General features: G+C 47.8%; 27 protein-coding genes. 25 read left to right on the top strand and 2 right to left on the bottom strand.

Annotated features, from left to right (window positions below):
* The first annotated feature begins 271 nt into the window (after window positions 1-271).
* From AC0LWJ_RS05100 to AC0LWJ_RS04990, 23 genes are all read left to right on the top strand, one after another.
* On the top strand, window positions 272-574 hold the full coding sequence (locus AC0LWJ_RS05100) for a VRR-NUC domain-containing protein (RefSeq protein ID WP_503031483.1): 303 nt from the start codon (window positions 272-274) through the stop codon (window positions 572-574).
* 91 nt (window positions 575-665) lie between these two features.
* Window positions 666-1,121, top strand: coding sequence for a hypothetical protein (locus AC0LWJ_RS05095; protein WP_004400053.1), 456 nt, complete (start codon window positions 666-668; stop codon window positions 1,119-1,121).
* A 125-nt stretch (window positions 1,122-1,246) separates the two neighbouring features.
* Window positions 1,247-1,477, top strand: coding sequence for a hypothetical protein (locus AC0LWJ_RS05090; RefSeq protein ID WP_474237481.1), 231 nt, complete (start codon window positions 1,247-1,249; stop codon window positions 1,475-1,477).
* A gap of 134 nt (window positions 1,478-1,611) precedes the next feature.
* Window positions 1,612-1,971: an HNH endonuclease gene (locus tag AC0LWJ_RS05085; RefSeq protein ID WP_474237480.1), complete on the top strand. Its 360-nt coding sequence runs from the start codon at window positions 1,612-1,614 to the stop codon at window positions 1,969-1,971.
* A 120-nt stretch (window positions 1,972-2,091) separates the two neighbouring features.
* Window positions 2,092-2,643: a P27 family phage terminase small subunit gene (locus tag AC0LWJ_RS05080; protein ID WP_003515999.1), complete on the top strand. Its 552-nt coding sequence runs from the start codon at window positions 2,092-2,094 to the stop codon at window positions 2,641-2,643.
* Window positions 2,643-2,825, top strand: coding sequence for a hypothetical protein (locus AC0LWJ_RS05075; RefSeq protein WP_474237479.1), 183 nt, complete (start codon window positions 2,643-2,645; stop codon window positions 2,823-2,825). Before AC0LWJ_RS05080 ends, AC0LWJ_RS05075 begins: the two co-directional genes overlap by 1 nt.
* On the top strand, window positions 2,800-4,098 hold the full coding sequence (locus AC0LWJ_RS05070) for a site-specific DNA-methyltransferase (protein ID WP_474237478.1): 1,299 nt from the start codon (window positions 2,800-2,802) through the stop codon (window positions 4,096-4,098). Before AC0LWJ_RS05075 ends, AC0LWJ_RS05070 begins: the two co-directional genes overlap by 26 nt.
* 5 nt (window positions 4,099-4,103) lie before the next feature.
* Window positions 4,104-5,357, top strand: a complete 1,254-nt coding sequence (locus AC0LWJ_RS05065) for a site-specific DNA-methyltransferase (protein WP_474237477.1) — start codon at window positions 4,104-4,106, stop codon at window positions 5,355-5,357.
* A gap of 116 nt (window positions 5,358-5,473) precedes the next feature.
* Window positions 5,474-6,148, top strand: a complete 675-nt coding sequence (locus AC0LWJ_RS05060; protein ID WP_028306847.1) for a virulence factor — start codon at window positions 5,474-5,476, stop codon at window positions 6,146-6,148.
* Window positions 6,141-6,470, top strand: coding sequence for a hypothetical protein (locus tag AC0LWJ_RS05055; RefSeq protein ID WP_028306848.1), 330 nt, complete (start codon window positions 6,141-6,143; stop codon window positions 6,468-6,470). Before AC0LWJ_RS05060 ends, AC0LWJ_RS05055 begins: the two co-directional genes overlap by 8 nt.
* A 3-nt stretch (window positions 6,471-6,473) precedes the next feature.
* On the top strand, window positions 6,474-6,704 hold the full coding sequence (locus AC0LWJ_RS05050; protein WP_013297311.1) for a DUF4314 domain-containing protein: 231 nt from the start codon (window positions 6,474-6,476) through the stop codon (window positions 6,702-6,704).
* A gap of 142 nt (window positions 6,705-6,846) precedes the next feature.
* On the top strand, window positions 6,847-7,746 hold the full coding sequence (locus tag AC0LWJ_RS05045) for an amidoligase family protein (RefSeq protein WP_084295471.1): 900 nt from the start codon (window positions 6,847-6,849) through the stop codon (window positions 7,744-7,746).
* A 61-nt stretch (window positions 7,747-7,807) separates the two neighbouring features.
* Window positions 7,808-8,302, top strand: coding sequence for a gamma-glutamylcyclotransferase family protein (locus tag AC0LWJ_RS05040; protein ID WP_028306850.1), 495 nt, complete (start codon window positions 7,808-7,810; stop codon window positions 8,300-8,302).
* Between the two features lie 112 nt (window positions 8,303-8,414).
* Window positions 8,415-9,983, top strand: a complete 1,569-nt coding sequence (locus AC0LWJ_RS05035; protein WP_277995536.1) for a terminase large subunit — start codon at window positions 8,415-8,417, stop codon at window positions 9,981-9,983.
* Complete coding sequence (locus tag AC0LWJ_RS05030; protein WP_028306852.1) at window positions 9,980-11,251, top strand: phage portal protein; 1,272 nt, start codon at window positions 9,980-9,982, stop codon at window positions 11,249-11,251. The genes AC0LWJ_RS05035 and AC0LWJ_RS05030 overlap by 4 nt, the downstream gene beginning before the upstream one ends.
* Window positions 11,226-11,990 carry a head maturation protease, ClpP-related gene (locus AC0LWJ_RS05025; protein WP_474237475.1) on the top strand — a complete coding sequence of 255 codons (765 nt, stop codon included), beginning with the start codon at window positions 11,226-11,228 and terminating at the stop codon, window positions 11,988-11,990. Before AC0LWJ_RS05030 ends, AC0LWJ_RS05025 begins: the two co-directional genes overlap by 26 nt.
* 14 nt (window positions 11,991-12,004) lie before the next feature.
* On the top strand, window positions 12,005-13,201 hold the full coding sequence (locus tag AC0LWJ_RS05020; RefSeq protein ID WP_028306854.1) for a phage major capsid protein: 1,197 nt from the start codon (window positions 12,005-12,007) through the stop codon (window positions 13,199-13,201).
* 21 nt (window positions 13,202-13,222) lie between these two features.
* Complete coding sequence (locus AC0LWJ_RS05015) at window positions 13,223-13,531, top strand: head-tail connector protein (protein ID WP_028306855.1); 309 nt, start codon at window positions 13,223-13,225, stop codon at window positions 13,529-13,531.
* A 2-nt stretch (window positions 13,532-13,533) separates the two neighbouring features.
* Complete coding sequence (locus AC0LWJ_RS05010) at window positions 13,534-13,869, top strand: head-tail adaptor protein (protein WP_028306856.1); 336 nt, start codon at window positions 13,534-13,536, stop codon at window positions 13,867-13,869.
* A gap of 17 nt (window positions 13,870-13,886) precedes the next feature.
* Window positions 13,887-14,318: an HK97 gp10 family phage protein gene (locus AC0LWJ_RS05005; RefSeq protein ID WP_014256681.1), complete on the top strand. Its 432-nt coding sequence runs from the start codon at window positions 13,887-13,889 to the stop codon at window positions 14,316-14,318.
* Complete coding sequence (locus AC0LWJ_RS05000; protein WP_003516028.1) at window positions 14,315-14,659, top strand: hypothetical protein; 345 nt, start codon at window positions 14,315-14,317, stop codon at window positions 14,657-14,659. The genes AC0LWJ_RS05005 and AC0LWJ_RS05000 overlap by 4 nt, the downstream gene beginning before the upstream one ends.
* 5 nt (window positions 14,660-14,664) lie before the next feature.
* The gene (locus tag AC0LWJ_RS04995; RefSeq protein WP_028306857.1) at window positions 14,665-15,264 is read left to right on the top strand and encodes a major tail protein; all 600 of its coding nucleotides are present in this window, start codon (window positions 14,665-14,667) and stop codon (window positions 15,262-15,264) included.
* Window positions 15,264-15,647 carry a hypothetical protein gene (locus AC0LWJ_RS04990; RefSeq protein ID WP_023062535.1) on the top strand — a complete coding sequence of 128 codons (384 nt, stop codon included), beginning with the start codon at window positions 15,264-15,266 and terminating at the stop codon, window positions 15,645-15,647. Before AC0LWJ_RS04995 ends, AC0LWJ_RS04990 begins: the two co-directional genes overlap by 1 nt.
* Before the next feature lie 236 nt (window positions 15,648-15,883).
* Here the strand turns inward: AC0LWJ_RS04990 and AC0LWJ_RS04985 are convergent, their stop codons facing one another.
* The gene (locus tag AC0LWJ_RS04985; RefSeq protein WP_004463999.1) at window positions 15,884-16,288 is read right to left on the bottom strand and encodes a putative toxin-antitoxin system toxin component, PIN family; all 405 of its coding nucleotides are present in this window, start codon (window positions 16,286-16,288) and stop codon (window positions 15,884-15,886) included.
* Complete coding sequence (locus AC0LWJ_RS04980; RefSeq protein WP_004463997.1) at window positions 16,285-16,557, bottom strand: AbrB/MazE/SpoVT family DNA-binding domain-containing protein; 273 nt, start codon at window positions 16,555-16,557, stop codon at window positions 16,285-16,287. The genes AC0LWJ_RS04985 and AC0LWJ_RS04980 overlap by 4 nt, the downstream gene beginning before the upstream one ends.
* A 133-nt stretch (window positions 16,558-16,690) precedes the next feature.
* Between AC0LWJ_RS04980 and AC0LWJ_RS04975 the strand changes: the two genes are divergently transcribed.
* The gene (locus AC0LWJ_RS04975) at window positions 16,691-18,877 is read left to right on the top strand and encodes a phage tail protein (RefSeq protein WP_028306859.1); all 2,187 of its coding nucleotides are present in this window, start codon (window positions 16,691-16,693) and stop codon (window positions 18,875-18,877) included.
* Window positions 18,878-18,890: 13 nt separating this feature from the next.
* A complete protein-coding gene (locus AC0LWJ_RS04970) occupies window positions 18,891-19,664 on the top strand; it encodes a distal tail protein Dit (RefSeq protein WP_474237474.1) in 774 nt (257 codons plus the stop codon).

Raw genomic sequence — 19,664 nt, 5'->3', positions numbered from 1 at the left:
AAGGTAACGCCCGAAACGCTGGTGAATAGCCACTTGTTACTGATGTTACCTTTGTTACCTCAACTTTATATATACGCGCGAAAGTACCATTGCTTTTTAAGACTAAAAAATATAAAAATAAAAATATTTGTGTATACACCTACCCCAAAAAGAGGTAACAAGGTAACAAAATCCTGAAAAGCGCTTGGGAAGCTGATTTATGAGATGCCCTTTTTGGATGTTACGAGGTTATAAGAGGGAAAAAGGTAACATTTTTGGAGGATGAGCGGTTATGTCTGAAAAAAGTATTGTGACTAAAGTACTGCGGTACTTAAAGACAGTACCAGGGTGTTTCTGTTGGAAGGAACATGGTGGTATGTACGGGACAGCGGGAATACCAGACATTATTGCCTGTGTAAATGGGCGGTTTATAGCTTTTGAAATAAAAACCCCATCGGGAAAGACAACAAAACTGCAGGAAGCAACCATCAAAAAAATCCTCAATGCCGGAGGGGTGGCAGCGATTGTCAATTCGGTAGATGAGGTGAAGGTTATTCTGGAAAAGTATGACCTTCTGCAAGGAACGAAGCAATAACGAACAAGGAAACAAGCACTGCAAAGCAATGCAAAAAAGCACACTGCTTCAAAGATCAAGGTTTTTTATCTTGATTTTTTGGAGGTGCGATATGCTGATTGCATGGCAGTATTTAGATAAAAAAGCGGCTGCTGTTGAAGCTTTGAAAGATTACAGCAGCATGCAGTACATTATCGAGCACAGTGATGAGGATATATATGAAGTTGAAACCCGTATGACAAGCCCTCATAGTGCAAAGATTACCGGAGTTCCGGGCAAACACAATCCCAAAAGCGGTGAAGAACGCCTTGCTGCTTGCCTTGACGAGATTGATGTGTTGAAAGAACGTTACAGGCGGGCATTAGAATATATGGAGTGGTTCAAGCCTGCTTGGGAAGCCCTGTCGGAGGAAGAACAGTTTATACTGACAGAATTTTTCGTTAATGATGTGAGCAAGACAGAAGCTGTAGCAAACATCGGAGAGAAGCTGTTTCTTGAAAGAGCACAGGTGTACCGCAGGAAGGACAAGGCGCTTAATCATCTGGCACTGCTTTTATATGGGAAGTAGTAATGAGATTTTTATGAGATGCAAAACACAGATAACCCATATATAATGATACCATGAAAAAATGACATTAAAACGCATAAGCCCTTCGGGGCTTTTTTTATGCCATAAAACAGGAGTGAGGAAAGATGTACGATAATTGTTTTGGCAGTAACGGAAGGAATGGCTGCATTATCCTGACTGTACACAAGTGCTTGCAAGATAAATGTTCCTTCTATAAAAGCACCCAGGAGTTAGAGGAAGATAGGAAAAAGGCTTATCTTTTGCTTGCAGCTTTACCACCCGATATGCAGAGATATATTTCAGATAAGTATTATAACGGCAGGATGCCATGGGTGAAAAGCAATTGTGCTGTTTAGTATTCCAGATGAGATTTTTATGAGATGAAATTCATTATAAATCCAAATATAATGGTATTGTGAAAAGTTATGGATAAGCCTTCATGGGATGAACCTGTGAGGGCTTTTTTAATACCCGAAAAGGAGGTGGCCAGATGCCAAGAAAGCCAAAAAGGCCTTGCTCCTTTCCCGGCTGTCCTGAGCTGACGGACGGAAGGTACTGCGACACGCATCAAAGGCAAATGGATGCTTATTACAACAAATATGAACGAGATCCCCAAACAAGAAAACGCTATGACCGGAGATGGAAACGCATCAGGGACAGATATATATCAGAGTACCCGCTTTGCGAGGAGTGCCAAAAGTACGGAAGGCTTACACCAGCCGAAGAGGTACATCATATTATCCCTTTATCCAAAGGCGGAACCAATGCAGACAATAACCTTATGAGCCTGTGCAAACAATGTCACTCATCGCTCACTGCCCGCGAAGGAGAACGATGGGCAAGACGGTAGGGGGGTCAAAATCTCTGGTGAAGCAGTTTTGTGCAACGGGCGGGGGGTCACGCGCGAAAAATCGCAGTTTCAAACGGGGTATATCCCCTGTTTATTTTTACATGAATCGAGGTGATGTGTATGGCAAAGGACGGTACCAACCGCGGCGGGGCACGTATCGGTGCAGGACAGAAGAAAAAACCTCTGGCGGATAAGATTTTGGAAGGAAATCCCGGCAGACGAAAGCTCATGGTAATGGAGTTTACGGATGCTGCAGAACTGGAAGGAGAGAGCATGCCGCCACCGAGGGATTATCTTGCTGCAAAGCAGAAGAACGGAAAAACAACACTGGCGGTGGAAATATACGAAAAAACATGGCAGTGGCTTAAGGAACGCAGGTGTGTTCACCTTATCCCTGCGCAGCTTATAGAGCAATATGCCCAGAGTGTGGCGCGGTGGATTCAGTGCGAGGAATGTATCACTGAATTTGGCTTTCTTGCTAAGCATCCGACGACTGGTAATGCCATCCCGTCACCTTATGTGGCCATGAGTCAAAGCTTCATGAAACAGGCCAATAACCTGTGGTATCAAATTTACCAAGTTGTGCGGGAAAACTGTGCTACCGAATACAAAGGGGCTACTCCCCACGATGATGTGATGGAAAAACTCCTGACAGCCAGGAGGGGTGGCTGATGCATAAAACAAATTCAATCTTTCTTAGGGAACTAAGAAAATATAAAGACCGTTTAACGAAGCAGCAGTTTAAGACTCTGCGGGGGCAAGTAATAAACGGAGATTGTGAGGGCGCAAAAATGGGTCTTAAGAAAATATTGAACAGGAGAATGCAGTATGAACATACAAAAAATATCTGTTGAAAAACTTAATCCAGCAGCATACAACCCGCGCAAGGATTTAAAACCTGGCGATAAGGAATATGAAAAGCTAAAACGGTCAATAGAGGAATTTGGCTATGTGGAGCCTGTTATCTGGAACCAAAAGACAGGTAATGTGGTAGGCGGGCATCAACGCTTAAAGGTTTTGCTGGACTTGGGACAGACTGAGATAGACTGCGTTGTAGTGGATCTTGACCCGCAGAGAGAAAAAGCGCTTAATCTTGCTCTTAATAAGATTCAGGGAGAGTGGGACGAGAATAAACTGGCTGAACTGATGGCTGAGTTGGACGCAGGTGCATTTGATGTTTCGCTTACAGGGTTTGACGCTTCTGAAATAGACGAACTGCTTAACCGATGGTACTCCAAAGAGGCGATACAAGACAGCTTTGACATAGATAAAGCGCATGAGGAAATTGTGCAGCGCGAGCCTGTAACGAAGCGGGGCGATATCTGGCTTCTCGGGAATCATCGCTTGATGTGCGGCGACTCTACTAAGGATGAGGATTTTGAGAAGTTGATGGAAGGGTGTCACGCACAGATGGCAGTGACTTCCCCTCCATATGGGGTAGGCAAAGAATATGAAAAGGCCGGGATTGAACCATGGTTCGAGACAGTACGCCCAGTGATTAGAAACCTGTGCAGGTATGCAGATATTGTCTGCTGGAACTTAGGTGATCTCTATGCCACCGGCTCTCAGTTTATTGAACCCACCAGTGTTTACAGCGTGAATATGTTCTTGGACAACGGTTACCGCCCTATCTGGATCCGCATTTGGAAGAAGCAAGGGCAAAATTTCGGCGTAGGACCCTATCATCTTGTTTCAAACAAGCCGGTTCAGCAGTATGAGTATATTTCAGCCTTCAGCAATAAAGGAGAAGCTGAGGAATATAACGATCAGGAATATGTATGGCTTTCAGCCTTTGCGGGACACAGTTATAAATTTGTGAAACGGCTTACAAAGGAAGAACGCAAGAAATGGGGTTATGCTGGGATATGGGAGATGACCACTGTACGGGCAAACAAGGAGCATCCTGCAATGTTCCCTGTGGAGCTTCCATGGCGGTGCATCAAAATGCACAGCGACAAAGGCGGTATTGTGCTTGAGCCGTTCTCTGGTAGCGGAACTACTATAATTGCGGCTGAACAGACCGAGCGTAAATGCTACGCAATGGAGTTATCCCCTGTTTACTGTGATTTAGCTGTTAAGCGCTGGGAGGAATTCACCGGCGAAAAAGCCGTCAAACTGGAGGGTTAAGATTTATGGATATACTGAAAATACCAGCAGAAAAATTAAAACCTTCGAAATATAACCCGCGGAAGGACTTAAAACCGGGCGATCCTGAATACGAGAAACTCCGCCGATCCATTGAAGAGTTTGGATATGTAGAGCCGGTCATATGGAATAAACGCACCGGGAATATTGTCGGCGGACATCAGCGTTATAAAGTACTTACAGCTTTGGGGTATAAGGAGATCGACTGTGTTGTAGTTGATTTGGATGAACAGCGGGAAAAGGCGCTCAATGTTGCACTGAATAAAATCAGTGGCGAGTTTGATATTCCGCTTTTGACCGATCTGCTTATGGATTTAAATGAAGATGGTTTTGACGTTTCTCTTACCGGGTTTGATGCTTCGGAAATTGATGAGTTGTTCCGTGATAAAACAACCGCTAATGTCAAAGAAGATAATTTCGATACAGAAAAGGCAATTGCAGAGATTAAAACTCCGGTTACCAAAAAAGGCGACATATGGGTACTTGGCAGCCACCGTCTGATGTGCGGTGATAGCACCATGCTTTCAGATGTGCAAAAGCTGATGAACGGACAAAAGGCGAGATTTGTTTTCACTGACCCACCCTGGAATGTTGATTACGGTTCAGATACCAGGCATCCAAGCTGGAAGCCAAGACAAATTCTAAATGACAATATGAGCACCGAAGAATTCGGCGCTTTTTTATTGCGCGCTTTTAAATGCATGAAAGAGGTTTCTGAAGCCGGATGCATGACCTATGTGGTAATGAGTGCTCAGGAATGGGGCAGTTTGATGAACGTCATGCGGGAGGCAGGGTATCACTGGTCGAGCACAATTATATGGAAAAAAGACAGCTTGGTACTATCAAGAAAGGACTATCATACCCAGTACGAGCCGATCTGGTACGGTTGGCTTGAAGGAACACGCCTTTGCCCGCTTAAAGACCGTAAACAGTCAGATGTTTGGGAGATACCCCGTCCTAAAGTATCGGAGGAGCACCCTACCATGAAGCCGGTATCGCTTGTAGCAAAGGCAATGCTCAATAGTTCCCATATTGGAGATTTAACTCTTGACCTGTTCGGTGGTTCTGGTACGACAATGATTGCAGCGCAGCAGACCGGGCGGGTTTGTTTTATGATGGAGCTTGACTCGAAATACTGCGATGTGATTGTAAAGCGCTATGTTTCACAATTTGGCGCAGATTCAGTATTCTTGGTAACAGGTAGTAGAAAAATACCTTACGCGGAAACACAGATTGATTAAAAATGTCCTTGCTTTCCCCTCAAAACAGAGCGTTAATGTACCCCGCCAATAAAGAAAGGTGGGATTTTTTATGATCATCAGAGCAATTTCAGCTTTTCCGGAGGGAGGTGTACGGAATGAGAAATAACAGCTTCCGCTTTTCACAGAAGGTTGCCGGCCAGGAGAGGAAAGTCATTGCCGCAATAATCGCCGAGGCCCTCGGAGGCCAGGTGCGCTATGCCGGAGCGCCGGGCTTTACCTACGAAGCTGATGGCTGGACGGTTGACAGGGACAGCGTGGTGCATTCGCCGGAAATCGGCCTTGACAAAATCAAAAGCGTCAGGCCGGTGATCGACGCGATGAATATCGCCGGGCTGTCAGCGGAGGAAAACATGACGATTGCGCTTGCTTTGCACGGCTTTGGCGAGGCGAGCCTTGAAAACCTTAAAAACCTGCTGGCAAGCAAGGAAACGCTGCTCAAGAAAGCGCTGTCTGTCAAGCGCAATATTGAAGTTTCGGCTGAAAACGGCGAAATCACATTCCCTTTTTGGAATGCGACTTTAAATGCCGACGAGGTGCAGACATATATCACGCTTGCAAGGCAGATGGCGGAACAGGCCGGGACACAAAAGCGCGTGCTGGCTGCCGAAAAACCGGCGGACAATGAAAAGTATGCCTTCCGCTGCTTCCTGCTTAGGCTGGGGTTTATCGGGGATGAATTCAGAACTGAGCGCAAGGTGCTGCTTTCAAGGCTGTCCGGCAACGGGGCGTACCGGAAAGGCAGAGCAAAGGCGGCGGATGGAGATGACTGATTTTCAAAACACCGCCTTCTTTGTGCGGCGTCCGTTTGCGATCGAGGATTTGAGAAAACCGCATCCGCATAAGGAGGAAAAGCCTTTTGCGGTTGTGAAAACTATCGGGCTTTCAAAGATTGACTATGAGAACTTTATTGCCGATCTGTGCGTCGGCCGCCGGTTTATCGAGGAAAATAAGGAACTCTGCCGCATTGACGAAGACGGGGTATGGCAATGCCTGCTGGTACAGCGGCGCGGGCGGCCGGACGGAGTCCTGGTGATGCCGGACGACACGGATTATCCCAAATACGCCGCATATTATCCGGGAGGAGAGGATTGAAAGATGAGCGCAGGAGGCTTTCCTTCAAAAGAAACTGTTCAAAGGCTGAGAGAGGAATATCCGCCCGGAACGCGCGTGGAGCTCATCCGCATGGATGATCCGTACGCCGCGCTGAAACCGGGAGATCAAGGCACTGTTTCATTTGTGGATGATATAGGGACTATTTTTGTGGATTGGGACTGCGGTTCAACCCTCGGCGCGGCCTATGGCGCGGACATGATCAGAAAGCTGTAAATGTACACAAATTAAGACGCGAAAAATTGCTCAAAATCCTGCGGAAACTCATGCAGAATTGCCTTGCTATCCTGTGTTTTCAATGGCCTAATGTACACTGCCGAAGGGCAGAAAACACAGAGAAAGCGAGGAGAATGGCGCAATGCTTGAAACGAGATTCGGGATCGAGGTAGAATTTACAGGTATTACAAGGGCGCAGGCGGCAAAGGTCGCCGCGGAGTTTTTGGGCGGGAGGGTCGAAAGCGGCAGCGACTACTACAACACGCAGAAAGTTATCGCGCCGGACGGACGGGTTTGGAAATTCATGAGCGACGGGAGCATCCGGACGCAGAAAAAGGAACGCGGCCGGATTGTGGAGGCGGGCTGGGAATACAGCGTGGAGCTGGTAAGCCCCATACTCACCTACCGGGAGGACATTGAAACCCTGCAGGAGCTGATCAGGAGGTTCCGCAAGGCGGGCGGCTTCAGCAACAGCAGTGCAGGAATTCATGTCCATCTTGACAGCGCAAACCACACGCCAAGAAGCATCCGCAACTTCATCAACATCATTGCCAGCAAGAACGACCTGCTCTACAAGGCGCTGCAGATTGAGCCGGAAAGGATGCGTTTTTGCAAGAAGATGGACGCGGCGCTGGTGGAGAAGATAAACCGCCGCAAGCCGAAGACCATGGCGGCCATTGAGAGCATCTGGTATGAGGGTTACAGCGAAAGCCGCAGCCAGCGATATCATGGAAGTCGGTACTATTTTCTCAATCTGCACAGCTTTTTCAACGGCAACGGTACGATCGAGCTTCGCGGCTTCAACAGCGAACTCCACGCCGGGATAATAAGGAGCTACATCGTCCTTGCCTTGGCGCTCAACCATCAGGCGCTGACGCAAAAATGCGCTTCCAGCAAAAAGCCGCAGGTCGAGAACGAGAAGTTTGCCATGCGGACATATCTCAACCGCATAGGACTTATTGGTGATGAGTTCAAAAATTGTCGGGAGCACCTTTGCAAACACTTGGGCGGCAACGCGGCATGGCGGTTTCGGGCGGCATAGATAGACAAGCGCAGGGGCGGATCTCCGCCCCTGCCTTGGTAAATACAAGGAGGATGATACGATGAGCAAAGAAAAAGGAACCATATATTTAGCATACGGAAGCAATCTGAACTTAAGGCAGATGGCATACCGCTGCCCGACGGCAAAAGTGCTGGGGAGTGCAAAACTCACAGGCTACCGGCTGTTATTCCGGGGCGGCAATGGAGGCGCGGTGGCGACGATAGAAAGGCAAAAAGGCGGAAGCGTGCCGGTACTGCTCTGGAGAATCACGCCTTATGACGAGGAAGCGCTGGACCGCTATGAAGGCTATCCGCATCTATACCGGAAAGAAACGGTTAAGGTGCGTTTCAAAGGACAGTGGTTGTCCGCAATGGTGTATATCATGGATGAAGGTAGACATTTGGGAGCACCGGGTCGTTACTATTACGAGGTAATCCGGCAGGGATATATGGACGCGGGCTTTGATATTTCCGTTCTCAATAAAGCGGTGCGGGATTCGGCGGCGCAGGAGACGGGAGATATAGGGAAAGACGCCGCCGGCATAGAAATTTCATAGAAATCCACTTGATGAGAGGAACTTCGTAAGGAGGTTCCTTTTTTCTTGTTCACTTTCAGGAAGGGAGGCGGCAAAGCTGCGGAAGTTAAAGCGATATAAGCCAACCAAGTTTATGGCGGAAGGTTCCCGATACGACAAGGAAGCGGCGGACGCCGCCGTTGCCTTTATAAACTGCCTGAAGCATACCAAGGGCGAATGGTACGGGATGCCCTTTGAGCTTATTGACTGGCAGGAGCAGATTGTCCGGGATATATTCGGCGTCTTGAAACCGAACGGATACCGGCAGTTCAACACTGCCTATATAGAAATCCCAAAAAAACAGGGGAAGAGCGAGCTTGCGGCGGCCATCGCCTTATACCTTACCTGCGGTGATTTCGAGCATGGCGGCGAGGTTTACGGATGTGCATCTGACCGTCAGCAGGCATCCATTGTTTTCGATGTTGCAGTAGATATGGTGGAACAGTGTCCGGCATTAAAGTCTCGAATTAAACCAATGCTGTCGCAGAAGCGGCTGGTATATAAACCGTTAGGCAGTTTTTATCAGGTGCTTTCAGCGGAGGCATATACGAAACATGGGCTAAACGTCCATGGTGTGGTATTTGACGAACTTCATGCCCAGCCAAACAGGGATCTTTATGATGTAATGCTTCACGGATCTGGCGATGCAAGAAAACAGCCGCTGTTTTTCCTGATTACAACTGCTGGCACAGACCGCAATTCCATCTGCTGGGAAGTACATCAAAAGGCTGAGGATATTCTTCAAGGGCGTAAGATAGATCCGACTTTCTACCCTGTTATCTACAGCGCAGCCGATACCGATGACTGGACAAGTGAAAAGGTATGGAGAAAGGTTAACCCGTCACTGGGCATTACAGTCGACATCGAAAAATTGAGGGTGGCTTGTGAAAATGCCAAGCAAAATCCTGCAGAGGAAAATTTATTCCGTCAGCTCCGCTTAAATCAGTGGGTGAAACAATCGGTGCGCTGGATGCCAATGGATAAATGGGATAAGTGTGCGTTTCCTGTTGATGCAGAAAAATTGCGCGGCAGAACCTGTTACGGAGGACTTGACCTGTCATCTACTACCGATATTACCGCCTTTGTGCTGGTGTTTCCACCGCTTGATGAATCTGATAAATATCAGATTCTACCTTTTTTCTGGATACCGGAGGAGAATATTGATCAGCGTGTGCGGAGAGATCATGTGCCTTATGATGTCTGGGAGAGGCAAGGCTTTTTATATACCACTGAGGGTAACGTCGTGCATTATGGCTTTATCGAAACCTTTATTGAGGAACTCGGAATGAAATATAACATTAAGGAAATAGCCTTTGACCGCTGGGGCGCAATTCAGATGACGCAAAACCTCGAGGCTTTGGGGTTTACGGTTGTTCCATTCGGTCAGGGTTTCAAGGATATGTCGCCGCCTACAAAAGAGTTGATGAAGCTGACATTGGAAGAACGCATCGCCCATGGTGGTAATCCAGTACTGCGGTGGATGATGGACAATATCTATGTCAAAACCGATCCCGCCGGAAACATTAAGCCGGATAAAGAAAAATCCACCGAGAGAATAGATGGTGCGGTAGCGTTAATTATGGCGCTTGACCGCGCGTTAAGGCATGACGGGGATGAACGCAACGGATCAATTTATGATGAAAGGGGGCTGTTGATTATATGAGTGTATTTTCCCGTTTGTTCAAAGCAAGGGATAAGCCGAAAAACAGCCTGTTCGGTAATGCATATAGCTTTTTCTTCGGCGGCACATCCAGCGGAAAAGCTGTCAATGAGCGGACTGCTATGCAGACAACTGCAGTGTATGCCTGTGTAAGGATACTTGCAGAAGCCATCGCCGGGCTTCCGCTTCATGTGTACCGCTATAAAGAAGACGGTGGCAAAGAAAAAGCGCTGACCCACCCGCTCTATTATTTACTCCATGACGAACCAAACCCTGAGATGACTTCATTCGTGTTCCGAGAAACACTGATGAGTCATCTTCTTTTATGGGGAAATGCTTACGCTCAAATTATTAGGGACGGTTCCGGACGAGTGCTGGCGCTTTATCCACTTTTGCCAAACAAAATGACGGTAGACAGGGCTCCAAACGGAGAACTGTTTTACACTTATCGGCGCGACAGCGATGAGAGCAGGGTTAATCCAAAAGCAGGCCTTATATACCTACGAAGTGATGAGGTTCTTCACATCCCGGGACTCGGTTTTGACGGACTGATCGGATACTCCCCTATTGCTATGGCCAAGAACGCCATAGGCATGGCTATTGCCTGTGAGGAGTATGGTGCATCCTTTTTTGCCAATGGTGCAAATCCGGGTGGCGTTCTGGAACATCCCGGCGTATTAAAGGATCCGGCAAAGGTGCGAGAAAGCTGGAACGCTGTTTATCAAGGCAGTGCCAACGCCCACCGCATTGCCGTTCTGGAAGAGGGCATGAAATTCCAGCAGATCGGCATCCCGCCGGAGCAGGCACAGTTTTTGGAGACAAGAAAGTTCCAGATAAACGAAATTGCCCGGATATTCCGCGTGCCTCCCCATATGGTTGGAGACCTTGAGAAGTCGAGCTTTTCAAACATCGAGCAGCAGTCGCTGGAGTTTGTCAAATATACACTTGATCCATGGGTGGTGCGATGGGAGCAGGCCATCCAAAAGGCGCTGCTTTTGCCGTCGGAGAAGCGGACATACTTTGTCAAGTTCAACGTGGACGGCCTTCTGCGCGGGGATTATGCCAGCCGCATGAACGGCTATGCCGTGGCGCGCCAGAACGGCTGGATGTCGGCCAACGATATCCGTGAGCTTGAGAACATGAACCGCATTCCCGCGGAACTGGGCGGCGACCTGTATCTCATCAACGGCAATATGCTTCCGCTGTCGCAAGCAGGCAATTTTTATGATAAGGAGGCAGATAAGAATGCAAGCAAAAATGCGGGCAGATAAGCCCCAAAACCCGCAAAACCCCGAGCGCGGATTGGGTCCAGCGTCACGCTGGTGGAACTGGGTGCAAAACGATGACGGCAGCCGGACTCTGTACCTTGACGGGCCCATAGCCGAGGAAAGCTGGCTTGGAGACGAAGTAACTCCCAAGCAGTTCAAATCGGAGCTGTTGTCCGGAGAGGGAGACATAACGATCTGGATCAACAGCCCGGGCGGCGATGTATTTGCGGCCAATCAGATTTACAACATGCTGATGGATTACAAAGGCAAGGTCACCGTAAAGATTGACGGTATTGCGGCCAGCGCCGCGTCGGTCATTGCCATGGCCGGAGGCGACGTCTTCATGTCGCCGGTATCCATGATGATGATCCACAACCCGATGACCATAGCCATCGGCGATACGGAGGAGATGGAGAAAGCCATCGCGATGCTGGAGGAGATCAAGGAATCCATCATCAACGCCTATGAGCTGAAAACCGGGCTATCCAGGGCGAAAATATCGCACCTTATGGATGCCGAAAGCTGGTTTAATGCAAGGAAAGCGGTGGAACTGGGCTTTGCCGACGGCATCCTGTTTATGGAGGACGAATCGTCCCCTTCCGAGTTTGAAATATCTGAGGGGATGATCTTTAGTCGGCAGGCTGTTACTAATTCCATCCTGCAAAAGCTTGCATATAAAGAAAAACCAAAAGGAACCCCGGTTGAGTCGCTTGAAAAGCGGCTTTATTTATTAAAACCATAAGGAGGAATTCGACCATGAGCAAAATACTGGAACTGCGCGAAAAACGCGCGAAAGCCTGGGAAGCGGCCAAGACTTTCCTCGACGGCAAACGCGGAAGCGACGGGCTGCTTTCACCTGAGGACACCGCAACTTATGAGAGAATGGAAGCCGACGTTATTGCGCTGGGCAAGGAAATCGAACGGCTGGAGCGCCAGGCCGCCATTGACCTGGAACTGTCAAAGCCGGTCAGCAATCCCATCACCAACAAACCCGCTCCTCAAGGCGAAACCAAAACCGGCAGGGCAACTGACGAGTATAGGAACGCGTTTTGGAAGGCCATGCGCAACAAGCTCAGTTTTGACGTACAGAACGCCTTGCAGGTAGGAACTGAAAGCGAAGGCGGGTATCTTGTGCCCGACGAATTTGAGCGTACTCTTGTGGAGGCGCTGGAAGAGGAGAATATCTTCCGCCAGATTGCCAATGTCATTACAACGTCCAGCGGCGACAGAAAAATTCCGGTGGTGGCAAGCAAGGGCACCGCGTCCTGGGTGGACGAAGAAGGCCAGATCCCGGAAAGCGACGACTCCTTTGCGCAGGTCTCCATCGGAGCTTACAAGCTGGCGACCATGATCAAGGTGTCCGAGGAACTGTTAAACGACAGCGTGTTCAATCTTGAGCAGTATATCGCCAGGGAATTCGCCCGCCGCATCGGAGCAAAGGAGGAGGAAGCCTTCTTCATTGGGGACGGTTCCGGCAAACCTACCGGAATTTTGGCTAATAACGGAGGCGGCGAGGTGGGAGTGACCGCGGCAAGCGCGGCAGCCATTACCCTTGACGAGATCATGGACTTGTTCTACAGCCTCAAGTCTCCCTACCGCAGAAACGCGGTGTTTATAATGAACGATTCAACCGTCAAGGCCATCAGGAAGCTTAAAGACAATAACGGTCAGTATCTCTGGCAGCCTTCTGTAACTGCTGGAACACCGGATACTATCCTCAATCGTCCAGTTAAAACTTCTGCATTTATGCCAGCCATTGCCGCCGGAGCAAAAACGATTGTATTCGGCGATTTTTCTTATTACTGGGTGGCAGACCGTCAAGGCAGGGTTTTTAAGCGGCTTAATGAGTTGTATGCTGCGACCGGACAAGTTGGATTCATGGCAACCCAGCGTGTAGATGGAAAGCTGGTACTGTCTGAAGCAGTCAAGATACTGCAGCAGAAATCAGCTTAATGAAAACGGAGGTGCTGCGGCATGGAACTTTTGGAGAAGGTTAAAGCAAACCTCATATTGCAACACAACGAAGATGACGCACTTTTACAAGAGTATATCAAAGCCGCAGTGGCCTATGCGGAAAGTTACCAGAAAAAGCCGGAAGGATATTATGCCGAAAACCCCATGCCGCCTACTACTGAGCAGGCTGTCATTATGCTGTCGAGCCATTTTTATGAAAGCAGGGATGGCTCGACGGCTGGCTTTTTTGGGGATAGTGTGCAGGCAGGACAGCAGGTATGGAATACAGTTAATCTATTGCTGCGGCTTGACCGGGATTGGAAGGTGTAAATATGGGCTTTGGGAAAATGAAAACTTTTGTGGATATTATTTCAACCAAGCCGGTTAAGGATAGTGAGGGTTTTACTGAAAAAGGTGATGTCATTCTCGCTTCGGTAAGGGCATACAAGGAAGATAGGCATGGCAGTGAAAAATGGGCAAACAGGGCGGCGTTTTCGCAGGCGTCTGCCCTGTTCCGCTTCCGTAGGATCCCTAACCTTGAAATTACCACAGATCTTGTACTCGTTTGCAGCGATGGCAGGTACAACATTATCAGTGTAGAGGACGTAAAAGGACGTGGAATGTATATTGAGGTGCTTGCGGAAAAGGTGAAATCAAGTAAAGCATAAGAGGAGGGGGCCGCAACGTGGCTAAGGTGGAAGTTAAAATGCCGGAAGAGTTCTTGCTCAAGTTATCCAGACTTGGAGAAAGAACAGACGAAATCATACCTAAGGTGCTGGAAGCAGGCGGAGAAGTGGTACTTTCAAAAGTGAAGTCCAACCTTCAGTCAGTTATCGGGAGCGGCACTAAATATCCGTCCAGAGCAACCGGTGAATTGGTAAATGCTTTGGGACTCTCTCCTGCCAAACAGGACAGGGATGGAAACCACAACATAAAAATCGGCTTTACTGAACCAAGGAAGGATGGGGAAAGTAATGCGAAGATTGCTAATATTATTGAGTATGGCAAGTCCGGGCAGCCTCCAAGGCCCTTTTTGAAACCGGCAAAATCAGCTACAAGGAAGTCCTGCATCGAAGCAATGAAGTCAAGACTGGAACAGGAGCTGGGTCGTATATGAGCATATTGTCAGAATTAAACTCGTTATTGGATGGTTTGGGTATCCCCATTGAAACCGGGGTATTTAGCGGTGTACCGCCAGATGAGTACCTTGTCATTACTCCGATGACAGATACATTTGAAGTTTTTGCAGACAACCGGCCTCAGGTAGAAACCCAGGAGGTAAGGTTGTCTTTATTTATAAAGGGAAACTACACTGCCCGTAAAAACGAAATAGTGAACACATTGCTTCAAGCAGGCTTTACCATTACCGACAGGCGGTATATAGGCCATGAGGACGATACCGGCTATCACCACTATGCCATTGATGTGGCAAAAGAGTATGAAGTAAAGGAGGAATGAAAAACATGGCCACAATCGGACTGGACAGGTTATATTATGCCAAAATAACTGAGAATGAAAACGGAGAAGAGACATACGACACGCCTGTTCCGCTGGCTAAGGCTATTACGGCAGAACTTTCTGTGGAGCTGGCAGAGGCGACACTTTATGCCGATGACGGGGCGGCAGAAGTGGTCAAGGAATTTCAAAGCGGCACACTGACTCTTGGTGTTGCAGATATCGGAGTTGCCGCTGCAGAGGTTTTGACGGGAGCCACTCTTGATGACAATAAGGTGCTGATTTCCACCAGCGAGGATGGAGGTGCGCCTGTGGCAATCGGCTTTAGAGCCAAGAAAGCTAACGGCAAGTACAGGTATTTTTGGCTTTACAGGGTGAAATTCGGCATCCCGGCGACAAATCTGCAAACGAAAGGTGACAGCATTACCTTTTCGACACCCACCATTGAAGGGACAGTCATGAGACGTAACAAACCAGATGGCCAGGGAAAGCACCCTTGGAAGGCAGAGGTCAGCGAAGACGATCCCGGAGTATTGCCTGAAACCATTAATAATTGGTATACGGAAGTTTATGAGCCGGTCTTTGCTGTGGGAGGAGGCAGCGAATAATGCAGGATAATGACAGAAGCGCGATTATCAAAATCGGCGATGAAGAATATCAGCTTATACTAACCACTAAAGCGACAAAGGAGATTGCAAAAAGGTACGGCGGTCTTGAAAACCTCGGCACAAAACTGATGAAAACCGAGAACTTCGAAATGGCTCTTGACGAAGTGGTATGGCTGATTACACTGCTGGCTAACCAGAGCATTCTGATACACAATCTCAAACATCAGGATAAACGTGAACTCCTGACTGAAGAGACAGTGGAACTTCTCACATCTCCCTTGGAACTGGCAGCATATAAAGACGCTATCATGGAAGCAATGTTCAAAGGCACCAAAAGAAATGTTGAAAGTGAGGATGATTTAAAAAACACACCGGCCGAGTGAGCGATGAGGAATTGTTCACTCGGCTTTTATATTACGGCACTGTCCAGCTTAATCGTTCAGAGGAAGAAGTATGGCTCATGCCTGTTGGATACCTGCTTGATTTATGGGAGTGCCACAAGCAGTTTTTAGGGCTGGCCAAACCAAAGCGTATGCTGACCATTGATGACGTGATACCTTATGGAATATAAGCAGCAAAAAAGCAGGGTGGCTGTAATCCCTGCTTTAAAAAGCTGCTTTTATTCCATTTGCAAAAACTCTGCCGCTGTTACGATCTTTGGGTTTGTTATGCCGGATTCAAGGAAATCCCTGTCTCCGGTTACAAGCACGTCAGCTTTTGCCGCAATGGCCGCCCTGAGTATTGGCCTGTCGGATGCGTCCCGGACAAGCGCCTCATCCGACACGTCAACTGCGGGAGTTGGAACAACTTCAAGAACAGTAAGCGCAATCGCCAAAAAGCGTTCAAGCGCCTGGATCTTATGGGGGAATTTCCGGTTGTATACCCGGCGAAGCTCATCGATGTTTTGATCGCAAACCATACCATGGTTGGGGTGTGTTACAGCTTTAATGTACGCCTGATAAGGCGTTCCTTCGCAGCTCAAGGAAGCGGAGATCAGGATGTTGGTGTCAATTAACACTCTCATAGACCTTCAATCTCCGCGCGGACGTCCTTCACCAGATCCATAACATCGTCATCATTGCGGATCCCGGCTTTTTCCGCTTCGCCCTCCATTTCTTTCTGTAGCATTTTCATGGCGTAGACAGCGGAGTTCATAAGGATAACCCGGTCTTCCTCGCAAATGAGGGTGACGCGGTCTCCGGTGGAAAGGCGAAGTTTGGAGCGGATATCTTTTGGCAGCGTGATCTGGCCTTTTGCCATTACCTTTGCATTATCAACTATGGGAACGTTCATGCTAAGTCCTCCTTTTTAGGATTTGAAAAGCAGGAAATTCCCTACTTTCCCTACTATTAGTATATGCCAAACCGCATTGAAATACAATAGCCTTTTATAATTTTTTAATTTTTACTCGAAAGGAGGCGGTTATGTGGCAGACAATTTTGGCTTGAAGATCGGGATTGAAGGCGAAAAGGAATTTAAGAACGCCATTCGTGAGATCAACCAAAGTTTTAAGGTACTGGGCAGCGAGATGAACCTGGTTGCATCTCAGTTTGATAAGCAAGATAAATCAGTTGAAGCTGTTACTGCAAGAAACAAGGTGCTTAACAAAGAGATCGAATTGCAGAAAGAAAAAATTGCTACTTTGGAGAAAGCGCTTGCCAATGCCGCCTCATCTTTCGGAGAAACCGACAGACGTACTCAGTCGTGGCAAATACAGCTTAATAATGCAAAAGCCGAACTGAACAAAATGGAGCGCGAGCTCGAACAGTCTGCTGAAAGTGCAGACGAGCTTGGGGACGAATTGAAGGAAAGTGGAGACAATGCCGAAAAATCCGGCTCGAAATTTGAGAAGCTGGGCAGCGTTCTTAAAGGTGTTGGCGCGGCTATGGGTGCTGCAGCAGCCGCAGCGGGCGCGGCTGCCATCAAGCTGGGAAAAGAGGTCGTGGAGCAGTTTGGTGAGCTTGAGCAGAACCTTGGCGGTTCTGAAGCTGTGTTTGGAGAATATGCTGCACGTATCCAAAAAACGGGAGAAGAAGCCTACAAGAATCTGGGCTTGTCCCAATCCGAGTACCTTGCCACCGCCAACAAAATGGGCGCACTGTTTCAGGGTGCTGGTGTCGATCAGCAAAAAAGTCTGGAACTTACCGAGAAGGCCATGCAGCGAGCGGCAGATATGGCTTCGGTTATGGGTATTGACATGCAGACTGCTATGGAATCCATCGCTGGCGCAGCCAAGGGTAACTTCACCATGATGGATAATCTGGGTGTCGCCATGAACGCCACTACCATCGAAGCTTATGCTCTTGCAAAAGGGCTGGATTTTGCCTGGAATAGCGCAACCAATGCCGAAAAGGCCGAGATCGCCATGCAGATGTTTTTTGAAAAAACCGAACAGTATGCTGGCAACTTCGCAAGAGAGTCTACCCAGACCATCAGCGGTTCCATTGGTCTTTTACAAGCCTCTCTAAGTTCGTTTATAGCAGGACTTGGCAATGCGAACGCTGATATGACGAACCTAACCCAAAATCTTGTGGATGCCTTTCAGGCTGTAGTTAAAAATATTGTACCGGTTTTGGAGAATATCGTGGCAGCCCTGCCGGAGGCAACTGGTTCTATTATCTCAGCAGTCAAAGATCTGCTTCCCATGCTGTTGCAAACTGTAACTGAATTGTTCTCTCAGGTGCTTCAAACTCTCTTGAGCCTGCTGCCGGAGCTGATTCCAGCAGCAGTAGATGCGGTCATGACTATTGTAGGAGCACTCATTGATAACCTGCCTTTACTCATTGATGCAGCTGTGCAGCTAATCACAGCGTTGGTAATGGGGCTTGGAGAAGCATTACCGGAGCTAATTCCAGCATCGGTTCAAGCAGTAATCACCATTGTGCAAGGACTGCTGGATAACATGGACAAAATCCTTGAAGCTGCTTTTACATTGATTCAGGGACTGGCGCAGGGACTTTTAAACGCATTGCCAGAACTCATTGAAGCACTGCCGAGGATAATTACAGCAATCATTGACTTTGTGACGAACAATATGCCGAAGATCATAGAATTAGGAATTATGCTTATCGTACAGCTTGCTGCCGGGCTTGTGAAAGCCATTCCAGAACTAGTAAAGTCTTTACCTCAGATTGTTGCGGCTATTATAGAAGGCTTGGGCAAGGCGGTTGTTTCAGTGGTTGAGATTGGTAAGAACATTGTAAAAGGCATCTGGGAAGGTATTAAAAGCCTTGGTAGCTGGATTAAGGATAAGGTTTCCGGTTTCTTTTCCGGTATTGTTGATGGAGTAAAGAATTTTCTTGGAATCAGATCTCCGTCCACTGTTTTTGAAGGTATTGGCGGCAATATGGCACTGGGTATTGGTGAGGGATTTGACAAGGCTATGGCCAGAGTGGCAGACGATATGCAAAATGCAGTGCCGACAGATTTTAATATATCTCCTGATATTAATGTAAGTGGAAGAGGTGGATTTAGCGGTTTAGCTTCCGGGCCGCTTGTTGTGGTGCAGCAGATGATTGTTCGTGGTGAAGAAGACATACGTAGGATTTCACAGGAGTTATATAACCTGATGCAGACAGGTTCAAGGGCGCAGGGACGTTTTATAACAGCGTAATGGAGGGAAGCATATGGGATTTATCTACAATGGAATATCGTCGCAAAGTATGAAAATACGAGCAAGACTTACCAAATGGCAGGTCTCCCCTGCCCTGCGCAATTCATTTGAAACTGTGCCGGGCAAAGCAGGTATTGCAGATTTTGGCTGCGACATATCAGAACGAAACATAATAATTAGCTGTAGTGTGCTTCCCCAGCGCAGTTTTACTGAGCTTGTATCGGTTCTTGATAATGTTGCTGAATGGTTAAATCCGGAAAACGGTCTTAAACAACTTGTTCTAGATGATTTGCCCGACCGATATTTAATGGCTCGCTTATCAGAAGCGGTTGACTGTGAGCGGATATTGCGGACAGCGGGCAGCTTTGAACTTCGGTTTGTTTGTCCCGACCCATATGCTTATGCGTTGGAAGATGAGATATTTGTTCTTTCTGAAACAGGTCTGCATGAATTGGAGAGGGTTAAAGGAAATGCGGATTCCAATCCGGTTTATCTCTTGAAGGGTTTGATATCAACGTCCTCATCAAGCTATATTTCGCTTATTACGAACGGAGAGGAATTGCGAATTGTTGGCTCATTATCTGAAGGTGAGACACTTGTTATCGATTCTGGCATGGTAACGGCTAAAGCTATTGATGAAACAGGCCGAACCTTGAGAAATGGTCTTCCCAGCCTGCAGGATCTGAATTTTCCAATTCTCAGGAAAGGTGTTAATCATATTGAGATTGCCGCAGAAAACGCGACCTTTACTGAGTTAAAAATACAGGCAAAAAGCAGATGGAGGTGA

This window comes from Aceticella sp. 75b-Ac (assembly GCF_056032965.2).
The sequence above is the reverse complement of the archived record's forward strand: the minus strand, read 5'-3'. Positions and strand labels throughout refer to the sequence as shown.